This is a genomic window from Nocardia veterana NBRC 100344 (genome assembly GCF_000308855.1).
In the GTDB taxonomy this organism is placed as follows: Bacteria; Actinomycetota; Actinomycetes; order Mycobacteriales; family Mycobacteriaceae; genus Nocardia; species Nocardia veterana.
On sequence record NZ_BAGM01000067.1, the window covers coordinates 59,850 to 83,806 of the forward strand.

24 protein-coding genes are annotated in these 23,957 nt (G+C 69.6%); 8 read left to right on the forward strand and 16 right to left on the reverse strand.

Translation table 11 applies throughout. The features are described 5' to 3' along the window. The first annotated feature begins 117 nt into the window (after nt 1-117). Nucleotides 118-1,524 carry a lipase family protein gene (locus ON37_RS11610; protein ID WP_040719039.1) on the forward strand — a complete coding sequence of 469 codons (1,407 nt, stop codon included), beginning with the start codon at nt 118-120 and terminating at the stop codon, nt 1,522-1,524. Nucleotides 1,525-1,654: 130 nt separating this feature from the next. On the opposite strand, the gene ON37_RS11615 is transcribed toward ON37_RS11610, so the two are convergent. Together ON37_RS11615 and ON37_RS11620 are read right to left on the reverse strand one after the other, a co-directional pair. Continuing rightward, on the reverse strand, nt 1,655-3,838 hold the full coding sequence (locus ON37_RS11615) for a malate synthase G (protein ID WP_040719041.1): 2,184 nt from the start codon (nt 3,836-3,838) through the stop codon (nt 1,655-1,657). Nucleotides 3,839-4,050: 212 nt separating this feature from the next. Further along, nucleotides 4,051-5,085: a hypothetical protein gene (locus ON37_RS11620; protein ID WP_040719042.1), complete on the reverse strand. Its 1,035-nt coding sequence runs from the start codon at nt 5,083-5,085 to the stop codon at nt 4,051-4,053. A gap of 98 nt (nt 5,086-5,183) precedes the next feature. On the opposite strand from ON37_RS11620, the gene ON37_RS11625 reads away from it, so the two are divergent. Next, nucleotides 5,184-5,792, forward strand: coding sequence for a TetR/AcrR family transcriptional regulator (locus ON37_RS11625; protein WP_040719044.1), 609 nt, complete (start codon nt 5,184-5,186; stop codon nt 5,790-5,792). 72 nt (nt 5,793-5,864) lie between these two features. On the opposite strand, the gene ON37_RS11630 is transcribed toward ON37_RS11625, so the two are convergent. Further along, the gene (locus tag ON37_RS11630; protein WP_040719046.1) at nt 5,865-6,431 is read right to left on the reverse strand and encodes a peptide deformylase; all 567 of its coding nucleotides are present in this window, start codon (nt 6,429-6,431) and stop codon (nt 5,865-5,867) included. 46 nt (nt 6,432-6,477) lie between these two features. On the opposite strand from ON37_RS11630, the gene ON37_RS11635 reads away from it, so the two are divergent. Then, the gene (locus ON37_RS11635) at nt 6,478-7,023 is read left to right on the forward strand and encodes a PadR family transcriptional regulator (protein WP_040719048.1); all 546 of its coding nucleotides are present in this window, start codon (nt 6,478-6,480) and stop codon (nt 7,021-7,023) included. Nucleotides 7,024-7,051: 28 nt separating this feature from the next. Here the strand turns inward: ON37_RS11635 and ON37_RS11640 are convergent, their stop codons facing one another. The 3 genes from ON37_RS11640 to ON37_RS11650 all read right to left on the reverse strand — a co-directional run bounded on the left by ON37_RS11640 (nt 7,052) and on the right by ON37_RS11650 (nt 10,087). Further along, nucleotides 7,052-7,765 (reverse strand): hotdog fold domain-containing protein, encoded by a 714-nt coding sequence (locus tag ON37_RS11640; RefSeq protein WP_040719049.1) that lies wholly within the window; start codon nt 7,763-7,765, stop codon nt 7,052-7,054. A 90-nt stretch (nt 7,766-7,855) separates the two neighbouring features. After that, nucleotides 7,856-8,509, reverse strand: coding sequence for a DUF305 domain-containing protein (locus tag ON37_RS11645; RefSeq protein WP_040719050.1), 654 nt, complete (start codon nt 8,507-8,509; stop codon nt 7,856-7,858). Then, nucleotides 8,510-10,087, reverse strand: a complete 1,578-nt coding sequence (locus ON37_RS11650; protein WP_051031483.1) for an LVIVD repeat-containing protein — start codon at nt 10,085-10,087, stop codon at nt 8,510-8,512. It abuts the gene before it with no gap. A 181-nt stretch (nt 10,088-10,268) separates the two neighbouring features. On the opposite strand from ON37_RS11650, the gene ON37_RS11655 reads away from it, so the two are divergent. Beyond that, entirely contained in the window at nt 10,269-10,709 is a 441-nt protein-coding gene (locus tag ON37_RS11655) for a DUF8021 domain-containing protein (RefSeq protein WP_040719051.1), read from the forward strand. 32 nt (nt 10,710-10,741) lie between these two features. Continuing rightward, complete coding sequence (locus tag ON37_RS11660) at nt 10,742-11,215, forward strand: nuclear transport factor 2 family protein (RefSeq protein ID WP_040719052.1); 474 nt, start codon at nt 10,742-10,744, stop codon at nt 11,213-11,215. A gap of 9 nt (nt 11,216-11,224) precedes the next feature. Here ON37_RS11660 and ON37_RS11665 read toward each other — a convergent pair whose 3' ends face one another. From ON37_RS11665 to ON37_RS11680, 4 genes are all read right to left on the reverse strand, one after another. Further along, nucleotides 11,225-12,124, reverse strand: coding sequence for a hypothetical protein (locus tag ON37_RS11665; RefSeq protein WP_051031484.1), 900 nt, complete (start codon nt 12,122-12,124; stop codon nt 11,225-11,227). Further along, nucleotides 12,121-13,185, reverse strand: coding sequence for a hemolysin family protein (locus ON37_RS11670; protein WP_040719053.1), 1,065 nt, complete (start codon nt 13,183-13,185; stop codon nt 12,121-12,123). Before ON37_RS11670 ends, ON37_RS11665 begins: the two co-directional genes overlap by 4 nt. Further along, nucleotides 13,178-14,560, reverse strand: coding sequence for a hemolysin family protein (locus ON37_RS11675; RefSeq protein ID WP_040719055.1), 1,383 nt, complete (start codon nt 14,558-14,560; stop codon nt 13,178-13,180). The genes ON37_RS11670 and ON37_RS11675 overlap by 8 nt, the downstream gene beginning before the upstream one ends. Nucleotides 14,561-14,823: 263 nt before the next feature. Beyond that, nucleotides 14,824-16,260 (reverse strand): GuaB1 family IMP dehydrogenase-related protein, encoded by a 1,437-nt coding sequence (locus ON37_RS11680; protein ID WP_040719093.1) that lies wholly within the window; start codon nt 16,258-16,260, stop codon nt 14,824-14,826. Nucleotides 16,261-16,355: 95 nt separating this feature from the next. Between ON37_RS11680 and ON37_RS11685 the strand changes: the two genes are divergently transcribed. Beyond that, on the forward strand, nt 16,356-16,814 hold the full coding sequence (locus ON37_RS11685) for a PPOX class F420-dependent oxidoreductase (protein WP_040719057.1): 459 nt from the start codon (nt 16,356-16,358) through the stop codon (nt 16,812-16,814). Here the strand turns inward: ON37_RS11685 and ON37_RS11690 are convergent. Further along, a complete protein-coding gene (locus ON37_RS11690) occupies nt 16,811-17,329 on the reverse strand; it encodes a DnaJ family domain-containing protein (RefSeq protein WP_040719059.1) in 519 nt (172 codons plus the stop codon). The two genes, ON37_RS11685 and ON37_RS11690, sit on opposite strands and share 4 nt — an antisense overlap. Before the next feature lie 128 nt (nt 17,330-17,457). On the opposite strand from ON37_RS11690, the gene ON37_RS11695 reads away from it, so the two are divergent. Both ON37_RS11695 and eutC read left to right on the forward strand, forming a co-directional pair. Then, the gene (locus ON37_RS11695) at nt 17,458-18,876 is read left to right on the forward strand and encodes an ethanolamine ammonia-lyase subunit EutB (RefSeq protein WP_040719061.1); all 1,419 of its coding nucleotides are present in this window, start codon (nt 17,458-17,460) and stop codon (nt 18,874-18,876) included. Then, nucleotides 18,873-19,709 (forward strand): ethanolamine ammonia-lyase subunit EutC, encoded by an 837-nt coding sequence (gene eutC / locus ON37_RS11700; RefSeq protein ID WP_083892916.1) that lies wholly within the window; start codon nt 18,873-18,875, stop codon nt 19,707-19,709. Before ON37_RS11695 ends, eutC begins: the two co-directional genes overlap by 4 nt. Here eutC and ON37_RS30930 read toward each other — a convergent pair. The 5 genes from ON37_RS30930 to ON37_RS31725 form a co-directional block, all read right to left on the reverse strand. Beyond that, entirely contained in the window at nt 19,706-21,079 is a 1,374-nt protein-coding gene (locus ON37_RS30930) for a DEAD/DEAH box helicase (protein WP_085997277.1), read from the reverse strand. The two genes, eutC and ON37_RS30930, sit on opposite strands and share 4 nt — an antisense overlap. Before the next feature lie 238 nt (nt 21,080-21,317). After that, nucleotides 21,318-22,295, reverse strand: a complete 978-nt coding sequence (locus ON37_RS11710) for a M56 family metallopeptidase (protein WP_040719063.1) — start codon at nt 22,293-22,295, stop codon at nt 21,318-21,320. A 62-nt stretch (nt 22,296-22,357) separates the two neighbouring features. Next, nucleotides 22,358-22,795 carry a BlaI/MecI/CopY family transcriptional regulator gene (locus ON37_RS11715; protein WP_051031486.1) on the reverse strand — a complete coding sequence of 146 codons (438 nt, stop codon included), beginning with the start codon at nt 22,793-22,795 and terminating at the stop codon, nt 22,358-22,360. A gap of 77 nt (nt 22,796-22,872) precedes the next feature. Beyond that, a complete protein-coding gene (locus tag ON37_RS11720) occupies nt 22,873-23,760 on the reverse strand; it encodes an ABC transporter ATP-binding protein (RefSeq protein ID WP_051031487.1) in 888 nt (295 codons plus the stop codon). 20 nt (nt 23,761-23,780) lie between these two features. Next, on the reverse strand, nt 23,781-23,942 hold the full coding sequence (locus ON37_RS31725; RefSeq protein WP_422615687.1) for an iron chelate uptake ABC transporter family permease subunit: 162 nt from the start codon (nt 23,940-23,942) through the stop codon (nt 23,781-23,783). Nucleotides 23,943-23,957: the final 15 nt, after the last annotated feature.

A 23,957-nucleotide genomic window follows, 5' to 3' on the forward strand; every position in this document is an offset into this window, starting at 1 on the left:
GCCACCGGCGCATTTATGCTGTGGCATAACGGAACTCTGAGCTGAGGTGGTGTCTCGGGGGCGGCGTACACCGCGGCCGCCGGTCCGGTGTTTCCACTTGTCGATGGTGAGGGTTGTATGCCCCGGTGGGCTTGGCGTGTCTTGATTGTGGTGGTGGTGTCGGTCGCCGGCGGGCCCGCGCTGGTCGCGCGGGCGGATCCGCCGCCTCCGCCGGCAGCGGGGCAGATCTCGTTGCCTCCGGGGCCGAGCATTCCGGATCTGCAGCGGTGGATCGACTCCGTGGTGCCTCGGCCGCAGCTTCCGGCCGGGCCGACGACGCCCGCCGCCGAGTCCACAACCCCCGGCCGCGCGACCGCCGCGCTGCGCGCCGCGGTGCTGCCCGACGATATCGGCGATCCGCTGTTCGACGCCTGGCCGGCGCGGCTGGCGGAGCTGGTTCCCGGTGACATCGTCGAAGTCAGGGACGTGACTCCGGTCGCCGGACCGCTGCTGTCCATGCCGCTCGGCGCGCCCCCGCGGCAGGTGGTGCAGATGAAATACCGCACCACCGATGCCCGGGGTGAGCCGTCGTTCGCGACCGCAACGCTGGCGCTGCCGGCGACGGCCTGGACCGGGCCGGGCAGCCGCCCCGTCCTGGTGAACAATCTCGCGATCGACGGTCTGGGGCGCCGATGCACCCCCGGATACACTCTGGCACACGGTATTTCGGACACCACGAACTTCGCCGACTTCTTCCCGCCGCTGTCCCAGCCGGCGCTGCAGCGCGGCTACGCGGTGCTGATCCCCGACCACGAGGGCCCGCATATGGCCTATGCCGAACCGTTCGTGGCCGGGCACGCGGTGCTGGACGCCGTGCGCGCCGCGCGAACCCTGCTGCCCGGAGAACTCGGGGGCAGCCGCTACGTGATGGCCGGGTATTCCGGCGGCGCGATCGCGACCCGGGCCGCGGCGGCGCTGATCGACTCCTACGCACCGGATCTGACCGAGGTCGTCACCGGCGCCGCGGTCGGCGGGGTGCCCGCCGATTTCCGCATGCTGGCCCGGACGATGAACGCCAACCTGGCCTCCGGGGTGTTCATGGCCGCGGTGTTCGGCATCGGGCGCGAGCATCCCGAGATCCTCGCGTCGATGAACAATCTGGCTCAGCAGGTGACCGTATCGCCGCTGAAGAACACGTGTATGAATCTGATCGCGGCGCCGGGTGCACTGCTGATGCCGATCGACCTCGTGGCGAACACTCCCGACCCGCTGAACGGCCCGGTGGCCGAGCAGGTGTTCCGGGCGACCGATCTGGCGGACCGGAAATCGGCGGTGCCGCTGCTGGTCTACAACGGGGCGCAGGACATCTGGATCCCGGCCGCCGGCGCCGAGCAGTTGTTCCGGCAGCAGTGCGCGCTGGGTGTCGCGGCGATCTACCGCAGCGTGCCCGGCGAACACTTCCTGGCCGGCGACACCGGCTGGCCGTTGCTGATCACGTGGCTCGACGAACGGCTGCGGGGTGAGCCCGCACCGAACGAATGCTGAGTCCGATCGCTCGATCCCGGCCCACCGCGACCGCATCGCCCGGACACACGGCAGCCCCGGTCGTCGATGACGACCGGCGCTGCCGGGTACGAGAATTCCCGCGGCCGCCGATCCCGGGCAGCCTCGCGGATCAGCCCTTGGCGGCGAGCGCCTTCGCCTCGCGGCGGCGGCGGTGCAGGATGGGCTCGGTGTAGCCGTTGGGCTGCCGGGTTCCCTCCAGGATCAGTTCCTTGGCGGCCTGGAAGGCGACGCTACCGGCGAAGTCGGGCGCCATCGGCTTGTAGGCGGGGTCTCCGGCGTTCTGCCGGTCGACGACGGGCGCCATCCGCTCCAGGCTCTCGACGATCTGCTGCTCGGTGACGATGCCGTGGCGCAGCCAGTTGGCCATCAGCTGGCTCGAAATGCGCAGGGTCGCACGGTCTTCCATGAGCGCGACATCGTTGATGTCGGGCACCTTGGAGCAGCCGACGCCCTGATCGATCCAGCGGACCACGTAGCCCAGGATGGACTGCGAGTTGTTGTCCAGTTCGTTGCGGATCTCCTCGTCCGACCAGTTGGTGTCGGCGGCCAGCGGGATCTCCAGGATCTGGTCGACGGTGGCGCGGGCGCCGCCCTTCGCGATCTCGGCCTGCTTGGCGAACACGTCCACCAGGTGGTAGTGGGTGGCGTGCAGCGTTGCCGCGGTCGGGGAGGGAACCCAGGCGGTGGTGGCGCCGGAACGCGGGTGGCCGATCTTCTGCTCGAGCATGTCGTGCATCAGATCCGGCATGGCCCACATGCCCTTACCGATCTGCGCCTTGTGCGGCAGGCCGGTGGCCAGCCCCTTGTCGACGTTCCAGTCCTCGTAGGCCAGGATCCACTGCTGCTTCTTCATCTCGGCCTTGCGGATCATCGGGCCGGCCTCCATGGAGGTGTGGATCTCGTCGCCGGTGCGGTCCAGGAAGCCGGTGTTGATGAACACCACACGGTCCTTCGCGGCGGCGATGCAGGCCTTCAGGTTGACCGTGGTGCGGCGCTCCTCGTCCATGATGCCGACCTTGAGGGTGTTGCGGGCCATGCCCAGCACATCCTCGATCCGCTCGAACAGCTCGTTGGCGAAGGCGACCTCGTCCGGGCCGTGCATCTTCGGCTTCACGATGTAGACCGAACCGGTGCGCGAATTGCTCACCCGGGCGTTGCCGTTGAGCGAGTGCAGCGCGATCAGGGAGGTGATCAGGCCGTCCATGATGCCCTCGGGCACCTCGTTGCCCTGGGCGTCGAGGATGGCGTCGGAGGTCATCAGGTGACCCACGTTGCGCACGAACAGCAGCGAGCGGCCGTGCAGCACCAGTTCCTTGCCGTCCAGGCCGGTGTAGACCCGGTCCGGATTCATGGTGCGGGTGAAGGTCTTACCGCCCTTGCTGACCTCTTCGGCCAGATCGCCCTTCATCAGGCCCAGCCAGTTGTGGTAGCAGAGCACCTTGTCCTCGGCGTCGACCGCGGCGACCGAGTCCTCGAAGTCCATGATCGTGGTGACCGCGGACTCGAGCACGACATCCTTGACGCCGGCGTCGTCGGTCTTGCCGATCGGCGACTCCGGATCGATCTGGATGTCGATGTGCAAACCGTTGTGGCGCAGCAGGATCGAGCTCGGCGCGGCGGGATCGCCCTGGTAGCCGACGAGCGCGGAGGCATCGGCCAGGCCGATGTCGGTGCCGTCCTCGAGGGTGACCTCGAGTTCGCCGTCGACGATCTTGTAGGCCTTGGAGCCGACGTGCGAACCGGTGATCAGCGGCACGGCGTCGTCGAGGAAGTTGCGGGCCCACTCGATGACCTTGTCACCGCGGACCTTGTTGTAGCCGGTGCCCTTCTCCGCCCCGCCGGCCTCGGAGATGGCGTCGGTGCCGTAGAGAGCGTCGTAGAGCGAGCCCCAGCGTGCGTTGGCGGCGTTGATCGCGAACCGGGCGTTACTGACCGGCACGACCAGCTGGGGGCCTGCGGTGGTGGCGATCTCGTCGTCGACGTTCTGGGTGCCGATCGAGAAGTCGGCCGGCTCCTCGCGCAGGTAGCCGATCTCGGTGAGGAACTTCTTGTAGGCGGCCTTGTCGTAGCCCTTGCCGGGGTTCTCGGCGTGCCAGGCATCCAATTTGCCCTGGATCTCGTCGCGTTCGGCCAGCAGGGCGCGGTTGCGGGGAGCGAGGTCGTTGATGACGCTCTCCGCACCGGTCCAGAACGCGGCGGAATCTACGCCGGAGCCGGGGAGCGCCTCGTTCTCCACGAAGTCATGGAGAACCTTGGCCACCTGGAGCCCGCCGACCTGAATCCGCTCTGTCATCTACTGCCTCATTTCGAGAAAGCCGGATGGAAAAAGTACGCCTGTCATGTTACCCGTGGGTAGTTGCACGGCTGCGGTCGGCATCGATTGAGCAGGCCCGATTGTATCGTGAGCCACAGTCGGGGCAGGTCGTCGATCCGGGCGCCGGGGACGGTACCGGTCCTGCCCAACCTACGAGTCGCCCACCGCCTGTGGTGATCGGACCCGGGTGCTCACGCGGGCCGAGCGTCGCGCGCGGCCGGGCGGGGCAGGCGCAGCGGCCGGGGGAGGGCGGCCAGCAGTAGACCGGCGAGCGCCCAACAGCTCAGGACCGTGAACGCCGTGGCCGAACCCGCTCCGTGGAAGTAGGCGGTCGACCGGAGCGCGGTGGCGGCGGCGCCCGGGGGAAGCAGGCTGCCGAGCGTGCCCCAGCCGCTGGGGAGCAGTTCCGGCGCCGACATCGCGCCCGACAGTGGAATGCCCAGGGCGACAAGGGTTGCCGCGCCCACGCCGAGACCCGGATTCCCGAAGGCCGACCGCAGCCCGATCAGGGTCAGCGCGATGGCGGCGACGGCGAGGGCGACCACCCCGCTCTCGGCGAGATAGTTGCCGGTCAGCACCTCGAGCCAGGTATGCAGGACCGCGGTCACGGCGAATCCCGCGAGGACGGCCACCGCCAGTGCGGCCGTGATGCGTGCCGCGCGGCTACCGGCCACCAGGGACAGCGCGATGCCGGTGAGCAGGCCGCCGATGACCATCGGAACCAGGGTCAGGCCGAACACGGCGCCGCGCGGATCGGCGGCCGGCAGGGCGACGACGTCGGTGATCACCGGCGTGGCGGACGCCGGTCGATCGGGGGTGGCGGCCGGCGGGTGCGTATCTGCCGCGGTTCGTGGTGATCCCGGGGCGGCGGCGAGCCGGTGCGCGACTTCGCCCAGCGCTTGGGCCACGGCCGGACTCGCGGCCGATGCCGTGAGTACTTCGGAACCGTTGGCGGACAGGACGATTGCGCCGTAGATGGCTCGGTCCTCGATGGCGGCCACGGCAGCGCCGCGATCCGGATAGACGGTGGGCTCGATCGCGGCGGAGCCGGCGCTCTGCAATCCGGCCCGCGCCTGTGCGACCGCGGGAGCCGGGCCGACCAGGCCGACCGGAAGATCGCGCGGTGCCAGATTCGCGGTCGGCCAGGCGAAGGCCGTGACGAGCACGGTGATCAGGACGGACAGGGCGACGACGGGTCCGGCCAGGGCGGCAGGAGTGGATTTCATCACGTGCTCCAAAAAGAAGGAATGTTCTTTTTATAAGCTGAGCATGCTCCTGTGCTGCGCAGATTGTCAAGAACGAACATTCTTTTTATGATGCGAACATGCCTCGTCTGACCGAAGAACGGCGGCTCGCACGCCGCGACCAATTGATCGCCGCCGCGATCCGGTGCGTGGCCCGGGAGGGTTTCCACAAGACGACGATGAGTGCGGTCATCGCCGAGTCGGGGATGTCGGCCGGGGCGGTCTACGGTTACTTCGAGTCCAAGAACGACATCATTCGCGCGATCGCCGATTCGGTTCTCGGCCGGATGACCGCGAATCTCGCCCGGCTCACCGAATCCGCCACTCCGGTCACCCCCATCGACGCGCTCGAATCGATCCTGGAGCAGATTCGGGACCTGGCCCGCGACGGCGACGGGGATATTCCGCGCGTGGCCGTGCAGGCGTGGGCGGAGGCGGGACGCGACGAGGCGGTGGCCCGGATCGTGCGGGAGCGACTGGCTCAGGTCCGGGCGGCGTGGCGGGAACTGCTGATCCGTGCCCGCACCGCCGGCACGCTCGCGCCCGATGCCGATATCGAGGCGGTCGCCCAGATCCTGCTGGGTGCCATGATCGGTTTCATCCAGCAATACCTGCTGCTCGGCGATGTGCAACCACACACCTACGCCGCGGCCTACCGGGCCCTTGCCGATGCGCCCGGGTCGAGCTGAGCCGATAGCGAGATTCGAAGTGGCGCACGGCTTTCCGTCGAGCGGGCCGAATCCGGCATCGCCCGGCCGGTATCACCGCGGGCGGCGGCCCGAACCGTCGGGGAGCCAGGAGTTGCCCGGGCGGGTCCAGTCGCGGTCGCGGATCATGCGGCGGGCGGCGCGGTGGTTGCGGCCGATCAGGCGGGTCAGGTAGAGCCGGCCGGCGAGGTGATCGGTCTCGTGTTGCAGGCAGCGGGCGAGGTAGCCGGTGCCTTCCACGGTGACCGGGGCGCCGTGCATATCGACCCCGGTGACCTTGGCCCAGTCGGCGCGACCGGTCGGAAACCATTCGCCCGGAACCGACAGGCAGCCCTCGAGATCGTCGTCCGGGTCCGGCATCGTCTCGGGTAGCTCGGACGTCTCGAGCACCGGATTGACGATATGGCCGCGGTGGTGGACGCCGTGGTCGACCAGGTCGTAGACGAAGACCGCCCGTGGATCGCCGACCTGGTTGGCGGCCAGTCCGGCACCGTGCGCGGCGGTATTGGTTTCGAAGAGATCGTCGATGAACGATGCCAGTTCGGCGTCGAATTCCGTGACCGGGGAAGCGGGAGTCGACAAGCGCGGATCACCGGCGATGAGGATCGGTCGAATGGCCATATCTCCGAGGGTACTCAAATGCGAGTACTCGTGCGAGACTGGTGCGGTGAACGAAACCCGGCTCTTCGTGCTCGCCGCGCTGGCGAAGCGCGGCCCGATGCACGGCCATCAGCTGCGCCGTGACGCCCGCCTGGACCGCGCGGATCTGTGGTCGCGCGTGAAACCCGGCTCGCTGTACGGCGCCCTGCACCGGATGCAGGACGAGGGGCTGATCCGGCCGCTCCGCACCGAACAACCCGGGTCACTGCCGGCGCGCACGATCTACGAGATCACCGAGGAGGGCCGGCGCGAATTGCGTGCCCTGCGCGACGAGGCGTTCACCGAGGTCGACATCCGCCCGGATCCGGTGGATCTCGCGCTGGCCGTCGGCGCCGATCTCGACCGGGAGGTGTTGCGCGGCTACCTTCAGGATCGAATCGCCGCACTGCGCGCCCGGGAATCGGCGATGGACCACCAGCTCGAGCGTCGCTGGCCGGATCAGACCCGCGCCGACGACCTGATCGTCGAACATGCCAGGATGCGCCTGGGTGCCGAAATAGCTTGGCACGAGAAGGTTCTCGGCGATCTCGACAAACTCGACGAACGGCCCTGACCCGGCTCGGCGGCCACCGGCCGCGGACTCATCCGCGAGGTTCGATCCACAGCGCCTCGGCCAGCACCCGCAGATCCCCTCCGGGAGTGGAGATCGCCACCCCGACCGTATGTTTGCGGCCGGCGGCCGCGATCGGCCAGGACCAGACGAGATAGTTCTCCCCGGCGCGCACCGGCCCTATGTGGCGGGCGGTGAGGGCGGCCGTGACACCACCGGGCCGCATGCCGGACAGTTCGACGGCCGCCCAGCCGCCCGGGCAATCGACGGCCGACCAGATGTTCTCGGTGGTGAGATGCCCACCGGGACCGGCCAATTCGGGATCCGGCACCCAGGCGGCGGCGACGAGATCACGTTCGCGCAGTCGCCACGGATACAGCCGCAGCCCTCGCCCCGGGGTATTCGCGGTCCCGCATCCGTAGCAATCGGGGATGGGACGGCCGGCGGCGAAGGACGCACGAGAGGCCTCCACCGCCTGCTCCCACGACGGCGGCGGCAGCACGGCCAACTCCACCGAACCGGGATTCGCCTCGGCGAGCACGGTGCCGTCGAGATCGGTGAGAACGCTGCCCGACCCGGAATCGGTGAGCAGCACCGGGGCCTGCACCGCAATCCCGCGCCGGAAGTCGACCCGCACCTCGCCGCCCACCCGGTCGGCCAGCATGCCTGCCACGTAACCGCCGAATGCCAAGTCCGGGTAGCCGTGGATATGTGCGGGGATGGTGGTGGCCGTACCGGCAGTCATCGGCGTCCGTATCTCTCGATCCACTGAGTTTCCCTCGACCATAACGGGATGCACCGACACCTGCGGTGCCGCCCGGCCGGGCTGCTGCGTTCAGGGCAGTGGTTGCGCCCCACGCTGGTTCAGCATCAGCGCGATCAATCCGGTCTCCTGGCTCTGGGCGACGACCATGGCCCGGGCCTGCTCCTTGACCGGCCCGGAGACGATCCGCTGATCGGCGGCGCGGGCCATCACCAGCCCGCCCTGATGATGGCGGTACATCAGTTGCAGGAACAGGATTTCCGCCGCGCGACCGCGGGCGGCCGAGAGCCGGTCCAGTTCCGCCATCGACGCCATACCCGGCATCACGGCGGGAGTGCCGGGATTCGCGGTGGTTTCCGCGATCGAGTGGTGGTGCGCCGCAGCGCTTTCGGGGGACATCCAGGCCATCGGCTGATCGGCGGTCGGTGCCGCGTTCGCCAGCCGCAGCCAGCCCAGCATGGTGCCGATCTCGACCCGCTGAGACTGATCGATCTGGCGGGCCAGGCGTAGCACCTGCGGGTCCACCTCGGGGTCCAGTCGCTGCACCAACTGGATCGCCTGCTGGTGGTGGGCGGTCATATCCTGTGCGAAGCCTATTTCGACGGCATCGAGAACCGGTGCGGCGGTGTGCTTTTCGGGGAGCAGGACCGGTCGCAGTGCCGCACCGATCACGAGCAGGATCAGCGCGGCCGAGACGCCGGCGCACCAGCGCAACAGCCGCGACATCTACGACCCCACGATCGACTGCTGGTCCGCCGGCGGCGAATAGACGTCGTTGTCGAGTTGCAGCACCATGAAACCGTTGTCGTTGCAGGAGGTCCACAGCTGGTCGCCGTGCCATTCCGGCGGTGCGAAACACCAATCCGAGGAGACGTCGCCGAAGGCCAGCATGCCGCTGCGCGGTGACAGCGCCTGGGCGGGATCGAACCGGCCCTCGAGAATGGCGCGGGCCACCGAGAAGCCCTCCAGCACCGGAGGCCCGATCAACGAGCCCAAGGCGTGCGGGGAGTTCCACAGCTGCAGATTCTGTCCGGTGCGAGCCGGAGGATTGAAGTACGCGATCTCGCGGGGCTGGAAGGGATTCCGCACGTCGAAGACCCGGATTCCGGAGGACTCCCAGCCGCAGGCCAGTGCGGTCGGATTCGCCGGGCGGTCGGCCGCGCAGTAGTGCGGGTCGTAGGAGAACACCGAGCCGCCCATCGACGAGGCGAGCATGCTGTCCTGATTCTCCGGCAGATCGATCCGCAACTTGATCTTCGCGACCACCCTCGGGTTGTTCTCGTCGGCGATGTCGACCAGTTTCACCCCACCGGCTCCGGCCTCGTCCACGGTGAACAGGTACGGTTTGCCGTCGTAGGTCACCGGCACGCTGTGCTGGGTCGCCCACCCGTCGGTCCAGAACACCCGCCCGATGTGATTCACCCCGGGGTTCGGATCGCGGCGCTGGACGGCGCTGATGTCGAGGACGGTGAATCCGGCCAGCGCCGACAGGTACATCCGGTTGCCGTCCGGGCTGATGCCGAAGCCGTGTGCCTCGATCCCGGTGAGTCCCTGCCAGATCACGTGCGGATTCGCCGGATCGGTGAGATCGACGGCGCTGACGAAGCCGGGTGCGATTCCGGAGGCCCAATAGGTGCGCCCGTCGGGGGAGAAACCGCCCTCGTGGGTCGTGATCGGCAGTGGCATGGCCAGATTCGACCCGGGCCCGGGGTTGAGCAGGCGTGGATGCGCGCAATCGGAGATGTCGTACACCGACAGATAGCCGACGCCTTCGCCGACCGGAACACCGGTGCCCACCAGTAATTTCCGCGCGGCGTTGACCTTCAGGCTCTCCCAGGTCCCGGCCAGCATCGCGGGTTCGGTGAGCGATCCGGTGAGCACGGGGTGGGCCGGGTCGGAGACGTCGAGCACCTGGACACCCTGCGCGGGGCCGAGCAGATTGCCGGGGAAGAACGACCCGGTGTAGGAGCAGTGATCATAGGTGGCCGACGTGATGCCGGCGCCGTGACCCGCGTAGCCGCCCACGAAGGAGATATTGCAGCTGTAGCCCTGGGCGCTGCGTCCGCTCTCGCGGTCGGCGGCCGGGACATCGCCCTGCATTCCGGTTTCCGGTCGCGATCCGGGGCCGCAGTCGGCGCCCGGCACGGCCGACCGGCCGACATCGAGGAATTGCTGCACCTGGCCGGCGATATCGGATTGCAGATCCGCCGACGCGCCGCCGACCGGGAGTACGGCGGCGGCGAGCAGCGCCGCGACGAGCACGGCCAGCGGTTTGGGCAGGCGTCTACGCGTCGACCGCACCATTGCGGGCCCCACTCTCACATCGAAACGGGTTGCGTCGCCGAGCACCGTGCGCGACAGCCACGGGCGTGGGCAATGCATGAAACGGTAACTCAGCCACCTTCTCATCGGTCCGTTTTCCGCGAAACTCGACGAGTGGACCGGAACTGTTGCGCCACAGCCACATCTGGGACAAACTCGCCCGATGGGAATGAAACACGTTGCAGTCATATCCGGCGCGGTGGCTGCCGCGTTGAACGCCGGAGCGGGACTCGCTGCGGCCGCACCGAATCCGGCCGACACCCCCCGGGAGGCCGTGGCGCGGGCCTATATCGACGCACTGGTCTCCCACGACGCGAGTGCGGTTCCGTTCGCCCCGGACGCCACTCGTGTCGAAGCGGGGATCCAGACCGGATACTCCGGAGCGCAGCTGACCCACGACCTGAATCACGGCATCCAGTACTCGGTGATCCAGGACATCCGCGAACTGCGGATGACCGAATGCGGTGATGTGGTCACCGCGCGCTACCTGCTGGACTCCGGTGTCGCCGGGGTACGGCTGATGACCGTGGACATCACCGAAACCTTCGTCATTCCCGACGGAACCATTCACACCATCAACGCCACCATCGACCCGGTGCTGTAAAGCGCCCGCGGCCGCGGACGGGAGGAGACGCAATGCCGGACAACGAGGGATCGCGGGCGGTGGTGCTGCGGCTGTGGGCGGCGCTGGCCCGGCGCGACTGGGACGGCGTCGCGGCACTGCTGACGGAGGACTGCATCTACCTCGACGTGCCGACCGGTCCCACGCTCGCCGCGAAGGGCCCCGCCGACACCGTGAAGCGGCTGCGGATCGGTCTGGCCGGACTCGCCGAATACACCAACCACGACGGCCTGCTGCTGGCCGACGGTGCCGACGTGATCTACGAACACTCCGAAACCTGGGTATGGCCCACGGGGGAACGCGCCGAACTGCCGTTCGTCTCGGTCCACCGCGTCCGCGAGGGCAAGGTCTCGTTGTGGAAGGACTACTGGAACTTCGAGACCCTCACCGCGGCCGCGCCGCCGACCTGGCTGGCCGACTTCGCGGCGGCGGATATGTCGTGGATCTACGACGCCACCGCGGACCTGAGTGCGTTGCGGGGGCGGTGACCGGAGCGGTCAGGCCGCGAGCAGGGCGCGGCACCGATCGAGCAGCCGGGCCCGCAGCGGTGCCGCCCGGCGGGCGGTATCGGACTGGGCGCGAACGTATTCGGCGCGCCCGGCCGGGGTCTCGATGGCGATCGGCCGGTAGCCGTAGGCGGTGAGGTCGTAGGGGCTGGCGCGCATATCGATCTCGCGGGCGGCGATCGCGAGGGCGAAACAGTCCAGTAGCAGGTCCGAATCGATCAGCGGCACCAGCTTGAACGCCCACTTGTACAAGTCCATCCCCGCGTGCAGACAGCCCGGCTGTTCCCGATGGATCTGGTCGTCGCGGGTGAGGGTTTCGATGTTGCGTGGGGCTGCCTCCGGGGTGAAGAAGCGGAAGGCGTCGAAATGCGTGCAGCGCAACGACATCGAGTCGACCACGGCATCGGTACCGGCCCGCCCGAGCCGCAGCGGCACCTGCCGGTGGCGCACGTCGTCGCTGCGGTACACCATCGCCCATTCGTGCAGTCCGAAACACGACAACTGGGCCGGCCGCGCGGCGGTGGCGGCCAGCAGCGCCGCGACGAATTCCACGGTGTCGCGACGCCGGTCCAGAAAGGCCGGGTCGGCGGTGCACACCGGCCCGGCCGGGGTGTCGACCCGGTGATAGCCCCGGCGCTGCGCGTAGTCGTCGGAATCGGCCAGTGCCACACCGAAACCCGGATGCCAACGGCGCAGCTGGGCCGGTTTGTGGCCGTAGTAGGTGAACAGGAAGTCGATCACCGGATGTTTACGACCGTCCGCCCGCTCCCGCAGGTAGGGGCCGACCAGCTTGTCGACCCGGGCGCGATGCGCGCGCTCGCGCTCGCGCCACTGCTCGGCGGGCAGAATCCGGAACCGATGCGGCGCGAGATGTGCCGATTCCGCGGTCATTCCGCCACCCGGTGGGTGGCATCGCGGACGGTGCCCACGAATTCCTCCACCAGATCCTCGAGCGCCACGATTCCGACGGTATTGCCGCGGGTGTCGATGACCCGGCCGAGGTGGCTGTTGGTGCGCCGCAACCGGGCCAGCGCCTCGTACAGGGCGGTACCCATGCTCAGCGTCGGCAGAGGCCGGATATCGGTACGCGGAATCGGCGTCGACGGCCCGGCCGAATCGTCGGCCACCTTGTCCAGCACGTCCTTGACGTGGAGATAGCCGACCAGGGAACCGTCACCGGCCCGCACCGGGTAGCGGGAGAACCCGGTTTCGGCCACCGCGGATTCGATATCGCCCAGGGTGGTGCCGTCGCCGCGCAGCGGGACGCAGCGCGTCTTGTCCAACGGCACCATCACATCGGCGACGATCCGGTCGGTGGTGCCCAGCGCCTGGGTGAGGCGCCGATGTTCCTCCTCGTCGATGAGCCCCTCCGACCGCGATTCGCCGATCATCTCGGCCAGCTCCACCGAGGAGACGGTGGCGTCGAGCTCGTCCTTCGGCTCGATCCGCAGCGCGCGCAGCGTGAGATTGGCCGCCAGGTTGTACAGCCCGATCAGCGGGCGGGCCAGCCGCAGCCACCACAGCATGATCGGCACCAGCAGCAGCGCCACCCGTTCCGGACCGGCGAGGGCGATGTTCTTCGGGATCATCTCGCCCATCAGCATGTGCAGGATCACCACGAGCGCCAGGGCCAGTGCGAATCCGACCGGATGCAACAGCTCGTCCGGCACACCGACCAGATCGAACGGCCGCTCGAGCAGATGCGCGATCGCGGGCTCGCCGATCCGGCCCAGCAGCAGCGAGCAGATCGTGATGCCCAGCTGCGCCGCGGCGAGCATCATGGACAGATGCTCGGCGGCGCCGATCACCGTATTGGCGCCTCGCTTCCCTTGGGCGGCAAGGGTTTCCAGGCGGTCACGGCGGGCGGAGATGAGGGCGAACTCGGCGCCGACGAAGAAGGCGTTGGCGCCGAGCAGCACGACGGTCAGCAGCAGTCCGAACAGATCACCCATGGCTGAGCTCCCACATCGTCACCGCGTCGGCATCCACCGGCTGCAGCAGCACTCGATCGATCCGGCGCCCGTCCATCCGTTCCACGCGGGCCAGCCAGCCACCGTGGGTATGCGGCTGCATGCCGTGCCCGGCACCGGCGGTCGGGCTCGGCAGCAGAACCTCGTCGCCGGCGACCGGGATGCGGCCGAGCGTGGTCAACACCAGCCCGCCGAGGGTGTCGTATTCGCCCTCCGGTGCCTCGTAGCCGGTGGCGCGCGACACCTCGTCGATGCGCAGCAGGCCCGAGCAGTTCCAGCCGAGCGCGGTGCGGCGCACGTCGAGTTCCTCCTCGTCGTGTTCGTCGCGGACGTCACCGAGGATCTCCTCGATGATGTCCTCCATCGTCACCAGTCCGGCCGTACCGCCGTACTCGTCGACGACGAGGGCCAGCTGCATCCCGTCCGCGCGCACCCGCTCCAGCACGGTGTCGCCGTCGAGACTGGCCGGCACGATCGGAACCGGGCGGGCGATCGAGGACAGGGCGATGGTGCCGCGCTGCCCGACCGGATACAGGAAGGCCTGCTTGACGTGCACGATGCCCAGGGTGTTGTCCAGATCGCCGTCGATGACGGGGAACCGGGACAGGCCCGTGCGCCCGGCGGCGGCGATGAGATCGGCGATCGTGTCGTTCTGGTCCAGCGTTTCGATCTTCACCCGCGGCGTCATGAGATCCTCCGCGCTGCGCTCCCCGAACAGCAGTGACCGGTCGACCACCAGCGCCGTGCGCTGATCGAGCGAGCCGCGCATGGCCGAGGTGCGCACCAGCGACCCCAATTCCTGCGGCGACCGGGCCGAGCGCAATTCCTCGGCCGGCTCGATCCCCAGTCGGCGCACCGCCCAGTTCGCGGCACCGTTGAGGAGTTTGATCAGCCAGGAGAACACCGTGGTGAACACGATCATCGGCCCGGCGGTCCAGCGGGCGGTGGTCAGCGGTTTGGCGATCGCGATGTTCTTGGGCACCAGTTCGCCGTAGGTCATCGACAATGAGGTGGCCAGCACCAGCGCGATGACCAGGGCGATTCCGCGAGCGGTCGCGGGCCCGGCGCCGAGCGCGGTGCAGATGGGTTCGATGAGCCGGGCCAGCACCGGTTCGGCGATATAGCCGGTGACCAGGGTGGTGATGGTGATACCGAGCTGCGAGCCGGAGAGCTGGAACGACAGCGTGCGATGCGCGTGCCGCACCTGACGGGCGCGGCGGTCACCCTCGCGGGCGTGCGCCTCGACCGTGCTGCGTTCCAATGCGGTGAGCGAGAATTCGGCGGCGACGAAGATCGCCGTGCCCGCGGTGAGCGCGATGAATCCCAGCAGGCTGGCGATGGTGAGCACAACGGACACGGATCAGCACCGCCCACCAGGTAACGGAGGATCTGCGGAGACGGAGGCGCCGGGTTGGTCACCCGGCTCGGTAGAGGAGCCCTCCTGTGTGGCGCCCTCGGACGCGGGTGACAACTGGTTCCTTTCGCAGTGGACGAGCCGAGCAACAGCTGATACCGGTCGGCGGAGGCATGCTCCACCGGTCGGCACAGCCTATGTTACCGGGAGCCGGAGGCCGGTCCGGCGGGGCGGCGCGCCGCGGGACGAAATCGTACGGACGATCGTCACCAGCCCGAGGGCAGCGGACGTCCTTCGGCGAAACCGGCGGCCGACTGCACACCGAGTACCGCTTTGTCGTGCAATTCGGCGAGGGTACGGGCACCGGCGTAGGTGCAGGCGCTGCGGACGCCCGAGCAGATGTGGTCGATGAGGTCCTCGACGCCGGGGCGTTCCGGGTCCAACCGCATCCGCGAGGAGGAGATGCCCTCCTCGAACAGGGCCTTGCGGGCCCGGTCGAAGCCGCTGTCGGCGGCGGTGCGGGCGGCCACCGCGCGTTTGGAGGCCATGCCGAAGCTCTCCTTGTAGGCGTTCCCGTCGCGGTCGACGCGCAGATCGCCGGGGGACTCGTAGGTCCCGGCGAACCAGGAGCCGATCATCACGTTGGAGGCGCCGGCGGCCAGTGCGAGCGCGACATCGCGGGGATGGCGAACCCCGCCGTCGGCCCAGACATGGATGCCGAGATCCTTTGCCGCCGCGGCACATTCGGCGACGGCGGAGAACTGCGGCCGGCCGACGCCGGTCATCATCCGGGTCGTGCACATGGCACCCGGCCCGACCCCGACCTTGACGATGTCGGCGCCCGCCTCGGCCAGATCGCGGGTGCCGGCCGCGGACACCACATTGCCCGCCACCAGCGGCACCCCGAGTTTCAGATCCGCGACCGCGCGCAGCGCCTCGAGCATCTTCTGCTGATGGCCGTGCGCGGTGTCGATGACCAGCACATCCGCCCCGGCGTCGACCAGCGCCTTGGCCTTGGCCGGAATATCGCCGTTGACCCCGACCGCGGCCGCGATCCGCAGGGTTCCGTTGCCGTCCACGGCCGGGGTGTAGATACCGGCGCGGACCGCGCCGGTGCGGGTCATGACGCCGGCCAGACTGCCGTCGTCGTGGACCAGCACCGCGAGCGTGGCGTGCGCGGCCTCGAGCAGATCGAAGATGTCCCGGGGGGAGGCGGTGGCGGCCGCGGTCACGAAGTCGGCCTCGGCGACCGTGCGCAGGCGTGCGAAGCGATCGACATCGGCGCAGGCCGACTCCGTGACGACACCGACCGGCTTATCGTCCTCGACGACCACCACGGCCCGGTGGGCGCGCTTGTGGATCAGCGCCAGCGCGTCCGATACCGAATCGTCGGGACCCAGCGTGACGGGTGTGTCGGCGGTGAGCGAACGGCTCTTGACGAAGGAGATGGTGTCTGCGGCCGCGCTGATCGGCAGATCCTGCGGCAGGACCACGAGGCCGCCGCGGCGCGCGACCGTTTCGGCCATGCGGCGCCCCGCGACCGCGGTCATGTTCGCGACCACGATGGGGATGGTGGTGCCGGTTCCGTCGCTGGTGGACAGGTCCACATCGAACCGCGACGACACATCGGTGCGATTGGGTACGAGGAACAGATCGTCGTAGGTGAGGTCGTACGGCGGCGTGTGTCCGGGAAGAAACTGCACTCCGGCCATTGTAGGGGAATCGATCATGGGAGGCTGGGAGCGAAAGGACACCGAGCCGGGATCACCGAACCGGACCCACGAGAAAGGACCGGAGCATGCCTCGTATCGCGACCGCCGCCGCAGTCGACCGGACCGAGCTGCTGGCCTTCGCGCGTACCCGTCACCGCGGGGTGCTGGTGACCGGCCGCGCCGACGGCACTCCGCAGATGTCGCCGGTGACCTGTGGGATCGACTCCGCGGATCGGATCGTGATCGCCACCTACCCCGGCCGTGCGAAGACCCGCAACATCCGGCGCAATCCGCAGGTGTCGATCTGTGTGCTGTCGGACGACTGGGACGGTCCGTACGTGCAGATCGACGGGCGGGCGCAGGTCCTGGACATGCCGGAGGCACTCGACGGGCTGGTGGACTACTACCGCTGCATCGCGGGTGAACATCCGGACTGGGACGACTACCGGGCGGCGATGGCGCGGCAGAACAAATCGCTGATCCGCATCGATATCGACCGCTGGGGGCCCGTCGCGACCGGCGGTTTTCCACCCGAGCAGGACTAGGCGCGCCGCAGGAGCCGCCGCCACCAGCTCGGGCGGGCGCCGGGGCGGCCCGGTATGAATGCGACGGACGTCGAGACCGGTGCACCGGATTCCGCCATCGGGCGACCACGCGGTCGGCGAGTGCTCCGCCAGCGCTCGACGGCCTCGTCGGTGCGCACCGGTGCGATCCGGACGTGCGGGCCGTGCGGCATCCGGATCCATTCGACGATGCGGGCGTTGAGATCACCGACGTACGCGCGGACCTCCGCTTCGGAATCCAACTCCGCCAGGGTCTCGGGTAGCCGCTCCAGATCGCGGCGCAGCACCAGTGAGGTCGGCAGCAGGGCTTCGCCGCCGATCCCTTCGCGCCGCAAATAGTTGCGCAGCCACCAGTTCTCGTCGTAGGGCCGGCCGCTGTCGGGCAGCGGCTTCCCGGCACCGGCCAGATTGTCGAATTCGCCGCGCTCGGTTGCCTCGCGGATCTGCTTGTCGATCCAGGATTCGAAGCCCATGCCGGCCGGTTTGCGCTCGGTCATCGCAACCCTCCCGCATCCTCGGCGTGCACGTCCGATCGTAATGTCACGCACCAGCGCGGACGAGCGGCAGCGGTCGCGGCGGTACGCTGGCAGCCACCATCGGACGCGGACGCGCCAGGAGTATGCCGATGACGCGGTACAGCCAGACCCTGCACGGCACCACCTACGCATTCGACGGCCTGGTCGATCTGCTGGCCAAAGCCACACCGCGGCGCAGCGGCGACGAATTGGCCGGCTGCGCCGCCACATCGGATGCCGAGCGGGCTGCCGCCCAGTGGGCACTGGCCGAGGTACCGCTGACCGAATTCCTGAACGACCCCGTGGTGCCCTACGAGACCGACGAGGTCACGCGGCTGATCCTCGATTCACACGATCGGGCGGCGTTCGGCCCGATCGCGGATCTGACCGTCGGGGGGCTCCGGGACCGGTTGCTGGCCCTGGCCACCGGGACCGCCGGACCGCCGGGCGACGAACTGCGTTGTCTCGCACCGGGTCTCACCCCGGAGATGGTGGCCGCGGTCGCCAAGCTCATGCGCAATCAGGATCTGATCGCGGTGGCCCGGGCGGCCGAGGTTCGCTCGGCCTTTCGCACCACGATCGGCCTGCCGGGCCGGCTGAGCACCCGGCTGCAGCCCAACCATCCCACCGACGATCCGCGCGGGATCGCCGCCGCGGTCCTGGACGGGCTGCTGCTCGGCTGCGGCGATGCGGTGATCGGGGTCAATCCGGCCACCGATTCCCCGCACGCCGCCGCCGAATTACTGCACCTGCTCGACGATATCCGCACGCGATACGACATTCCGGTGCAGTCCTGTGTGCTCGCCCACGTCACCACCACCCTCGGGTTGATCGAGTCCGGGGCGCCGGTGGATCTGGTGTTCCAGTCGATCGCCGGGACCGAGGCGGCCAATGCCGGATTCGGGGTGAATCTGGCGCTGCTGCGCGAGGCGAATGCCGCCGGTCGAGCCCTCGGGCGCGGCACGGTCGGCGACAACGTGATGTATTTCGAGACCGGCCAGGGCGCCGCGCTGTCGGCGGGTGCGCATCTGGGCACCGGCGGCAGACCGGTCGATCAGCAGACGCTGGAGGCGCGCGCCTACGCCGTGGCGCGCGAACTGGACCCGCTGCTGGTCAACACGGTGGTCGGATTCATCGGCCCGGAATATCTGTACGACGGTAAGCAGATCATCCGGGCCGGACTCGAGGACCACTTCTGCGGCAAGCTGCTCGGGCTGCCGATGGGGGTGGATGTCTGCTACACCAACCATGCAGAGGCGGATCAGGATGATATGGACACCCTGCTCACCCTGCTGGGCGCGGCGGGGGTCGCGTTCGTCATCACGGTTCCGGGCGCCGACGACGTGATGCTGGGATATCAGAGCCTGAGCTTTCACGACGCGCTGTCCGTGCGCCGGACTCTCGGATTGGCGCCCGCGCCGGAATTCGAGCGCTGGCTGGCGAGATCGGGCATGCTGGACGATCACGGCGGCATCGCCGCCGTGGAACCGGCCACCTCACCGCTGCGGGAAGTAGGGCGATCGCGATGACCGAGCGGTCGCAGACTCCGGCGGGTCCCGTCCCCGAGGGCGCGGCGAGCGGTCGGCCCGGCCCCCGGGTGGACGATGCGGAAAAGGCTGGGGGACAGGACTTCTGGCAGGAACTGCGGCGCAGTACCCCGGCTCGGATCGGGCTCGGCCGCGCCGGGGACGCGCTGCCGACTGCACGCGTGCTCGAATTGCGGTCCGCGCACGCGGTCGCGCGCGACGCGGTGCACACACCGCTGGACGTGGACGATCTGGCGATGCGGGTGGCGGCCGTCGGTCTGGGCGAACCGGTCCGGGTGACCAGCCGGGCCCGCGACCGTGCCGAATATCTGCGCCGGCCCGACCTCGGCCGGTTACCCGAGGATGCCGATTCGGTACTCGTCCCGCGCGGCAACGCGGACGTGGGTTTCGTTCTGGCCGACGGGCTTTCGTCGCAGGCGCTCACCGCGCACGGCCCGGCGCTCCTCGCCGCCCTGGCCGAGGCGCTCGCACCCCGGTGGACGCTGGCGACTCCGGTGATCGCCACCCAGGCGCGGGTCGCGCTGGGTGATCATCTCGGCGCGGCGATGGGGGTGCGCACGGTGCTCGTGCTGATCGGGGAACGGCCCGGGCTGTCGGTTGCCGACAGTCTCGGGATCTACCTGACCCATCGCCCGCGGCCCGGCCGTACCGATGCCGAACGCAACTGCGTCTCCAATATCCATCCGCCGGCGGGCCTCGGCTATCGGCAGGCCGCGGCGGTGGTCGCGCGCCTGATCAGCGGTGCGCATACCCTCGGGCGCTCCGGGGTGGACCTCAAGGATCAGTCGGGTGCGGCAGCGGTGGAGCGCGGCTAATTTGCTGCGCGCTCGCTCGGGCCGCCGCGCGGATATCGCCGCCGGGCGTTTCGCCGGGAGGTGCCGGGCGTGTCGGCCGGCGTGGCCACGGGCGCCGGCGCCGCCGGATCCGCGACCGGGCGCCCGCTGGGTGGTCGTGCCCCGGTCACCTCGGTGAGCAGCGGATCGCCGGGGCGCACGCGCAGTGGGCGGCAGTCGATACCGGCGTCGCGAAGCAGCTGCGCGACCTCGGCGCCGTCGTCGGTGGTGAGGGTGACGACCGTGCCGGGTGCGCCCGCCCGGCCGGTGCGCCCGGACCGGTGCAGGTAATCCTTGGCGTCGGCGGCCGGATCGACGTGGACCACCAGCGTGATGTCGTCGACGTGGATGCCCCGCGCGGCCACATCGGTGGCGACCAGCACCGGAGCGGCGCCCGTCGAGAAGGCCGACAGCGTGCGGATTCGCTGATTCTGCGTGAGGCCACCGTGCAGCGCGACCGCCGCCACGCCGGATTCGCGCAGGCGTCGTGCGAGTTTGTCCGCACCGTACTGGGTGCGGACGAACAGCAGGGTCCGGCCGGCGCGCGCGGCGATCGCCGTCACCACCGCGCGTTTGTCGGCGGTGCGGACCTGCAGGAGGTGATGGGTGACCGTACCGGTGTGGTTGGCGGGGGTGGCGACCCCGGGCTCGGAAACCGTTGGGGTGCCGAGGTTTCCGCTGGTCGCCCGCTCGGTCGGAGCGGACGGGCCGAATGCCGGACGACCCTCCGCGTCCGGTACGGCCGTGTCCATCTCGGATCCGGTGCTGATCTCGTGGCGGACCGGGTCGTTCAGGTAGTCGCGGACCAGGGTGTCGACCGCGCCGTCGAGCGTCGCCGAGAACAACAGATGCTGGCAGCCCGGAGGAAGCCGATCGAGGATGGCGCGCACCTGATCGATGAAACCGAGCTGGGCCATGTGGTCTGCTTCGTCGACGGTCACCACGCGGATCGCGTCCAGGGCGACCGCACCCTGCCCGAGCAGATCGGTGAGGCGCCCGGGCGTGGCGACCAGGAGATCCACCCCGCGAGCCAGCCGGTCGGCCTGGCGCCCGAGCGGCATTCCGCCGACCGCCGCGGCCGGCCGCAGACCCAGCGACAGCGCCGGTTCGTCGAGTGCGCGCTCGATCTGCAGGGCGAGCTCCCGGGTCGGGGCGAGGACGAGCGCGCGTGGCCGCCGCGGGGCGGAGGCGCCCCGGCGCAGCCGCACCAGTATCGGCAAACCGAATGCGAGCGTTTTCCCGGAGCCGGTGGCCGCACGCCCGAGTACGTCGCGCCCGGCGAGCACATCCGGAATCGCGGCGGCCTGGATGGGAAACGCGGTGCGCAGGTCGGCCCGGCGCAACGCCTGCACGAGTTCGACCGGGAGTCCGAGTGTGGCGAACGTCGGGCCGGTGGCGGTGGCAGGGCGGTCGCGGGCCGTGTCCGCATCGGAGGTGTGTCGGCGCGCGGGTGGTTCGCCGTTTCCGCTCGAGGGCTTCCGGGGTCCGGCGGCACCCCGGCCGTCGCGCACCGGGTGACGGGATCGGTCGTTCGCCCCCGCCGGTCGGCCGCTCCCGCCGCGCCGGGGTCCGCTGCTGCGGCGCCGACGCTCAGGCACGAAGCAGCCGGTTCAATTCGACCAGCCAGGGAATCGCCACCGCGAGCGTGGGGACGACCAGAATCGCGGCGGCGGTGACGTATGCCGCGGTCGCGATGCGCAGATCGCCCAGGGGTCCGGTCAGCCGCTGGATCCGGATCAGGGTGGTCGGACCGCCGGCGGCCATCGCCCCCTGCGGCGCGGTCGAATTCGAACACGTCACCAGGGCCCGCGCCAGCGGGGCCGGCCCGGTCACCTTGACCGCGGAATCGTCGGCGAGCAGTTCGATCAGCAGCTTCACCGAATCCAGCGCGGACTTGCTGCGCACCACGCGCGGGAACGCCTCGTGGGCCGCGGTGAACGCTTCCAGCACCAGATCGTGCCGAGCGCGCAGATGTGACCGCTCATGGCTGACGATGGCGGTGAGCTCGGCCTTCGACAGATTCGCGAATGTGCCCTGACTGAGCACGACACGCTGGCGCAGGCCGGGCAGACAGTAGGCGATCGGTTCGGCGGCGGCGAGCACCCGGATATCGGCGGCGCGGGTCCCGGCCAGGGGTGAGGTGGCGAGCAGATCGCCGTGGGCCGGATCGCCGCCCTGATCGAGCAGGTCGACCAGCATGCGATGACGGGCGCGGCGGCGCCGGGTGTGCACACCCACCCGGATCACCGCGTAGATCAGGCGGGCGCCGACCAGCAGGGTGAGGGCGAAGACGACCACGTAGACCAGCCACAGCGCCAGGCCCAGGGCGTCGATCTCCTTGGTCGGCGAGGTGGTCGGCCGGCCGTCCGGGCCCGGCACCAGCAGCAGACTGGCGATCGCCAGACCGGATCCGAAGGCCGACAGCACTGCCGCCAGCGCCACGGCCTGCCACAGCACCAGCGCCGCGCGCGGGGTCCGGTACGGCCAGGTGGCTCGGCTGAGCAGCGCCGGGACCGGTCCCGCCAGAAGCAAAGCGAGACCGGCGAAGACCGGCGCGGTTGCGTTCATTCTCAGCTCACTGCGTTGTGGGGCCAGGGCCCGAGATCGCGGCGCCGGAGAGCACCGCACAGCTACTGCGGCGGGGCGACTCCGTTGTCGTCGGACGCGGTGTTCTCGTCGTCGGACGGGTTGCGCGCGGCCTCGGTTGCTTCGAGCTTAGCGAGTGCGTCGCGGAGTGCGGCAGCCTCATCCTTTCCGACCTGTTCGACGAAGTGCACCAGGGCCGCCCGGCGCGAGCCGACCTCGTCGGCCTGCTGCAGCGCATCGACCATCAGACTGGCGACGAGTTCGTCGCGGGTGTGCACGGGTGCGTACCGGTGCGCCCGGTCGTCGCGCTGCTGCACGACCAGATTCTTCTTCGCGAGTCGCTGCAGCACGGTCATCACCGTGGTGTACGCGAGTTCGCGGCGTGCGGCGAGGGCTTCATGGACCTGCCGGACCGTCTGCGGTTCATCGGCCGACCACAACTGGTCCATGACCGCTTTCTCGAGTTCACCAAGACCTGCCATCCCTCCAGCTTACGGAGGCAACGACACAAATGCGTACTACCGTTCGTCGTAACCGGTCGGTAGCTGTGTGGGATTTTTCATAGCCCGGTCGGGGAACTCTCACCGGGCGTTCCGGCACGTGGTCCGCCGACGGCGCCGATGACGTGACGCGAACCGATCGGGACGATCATCGGGCGCTCCGACACCGGGTCGGTGTGCACCTCGGCCCGCAGGCCGAACACCGAGCTCAGCAGCTCGGTGTCGACGACCTCGGCGGGCCTGCCCTGCGCGACGATGCGCCCCTCGCGCATCACGATCAGCCGGTCGCTGTAGCGGATCGCCAGATTCAGATCGTGCAGCACCATCACCACCGTGCGGCCGAGGTCGTCGTGCAAGCGGTCGACCAGATCGAGGACCTCGAGGGAATGGGCGAGGTCCAGATAGGTGGTCGGCTCGTCGAGCAGCAGGATGTCGGTGCCCTGCGCCAGCGCCATCGAAATCCAGGCCCGCTGCCGCTGCCCGCCGGACAGCTCGTCGAGGGTGCGGTCGGCCAGATCCTGCACGCCGGTCTGCGCGAGCGCGTGAGCGACTTCGGTTTCGTCGTCGGCCGACCACTGCCGCAGCCACGACTGGTGCGGATGCCGGCCGCGGGCGACCAGATCGGCCACCGTCAGGCCCTCCGGTGCGACCGGGGTCTGCGGCAACATGCCGACGATCCGGGCCACCTCCCGAGTCTTCATGGTGGCGATCGCCTTACCGTCCAGCAGAACTCGGCCCGCGCTGGGGCGCAACAGCCGGCCCAGGCCGCGCAGCAGGGTGGACTTCCCGCAGCCGTTGGGACCGATGACGGTGGTGATCAGCCCGGGTTCGATATCCACACTGAGACCGTCGACGATCACCCGGCCGCCGTATCCGAGCGTGATGTCCTCGGCGGCGAGGCGGTGCCGGGCGTCGGGTGCCGCGGTCGCGGGGGAATCGGGGGTGATCCGGTGGTGGGTTCGAGTGCTCACAATGTCGCCTTCCGGTTCACACGGATCAGTAACAACAGCAGGAACGGGCCGCCGAACGCGGCGGTGACCAGGCCGACGGGCAGATCCACCGGGACGACGGTCCGGGCCGCGACGTCGGCGGCGATCACGACCAGCGCGCCGGTCAGGGCCGACCCGATGACCGGCTCCCCGGG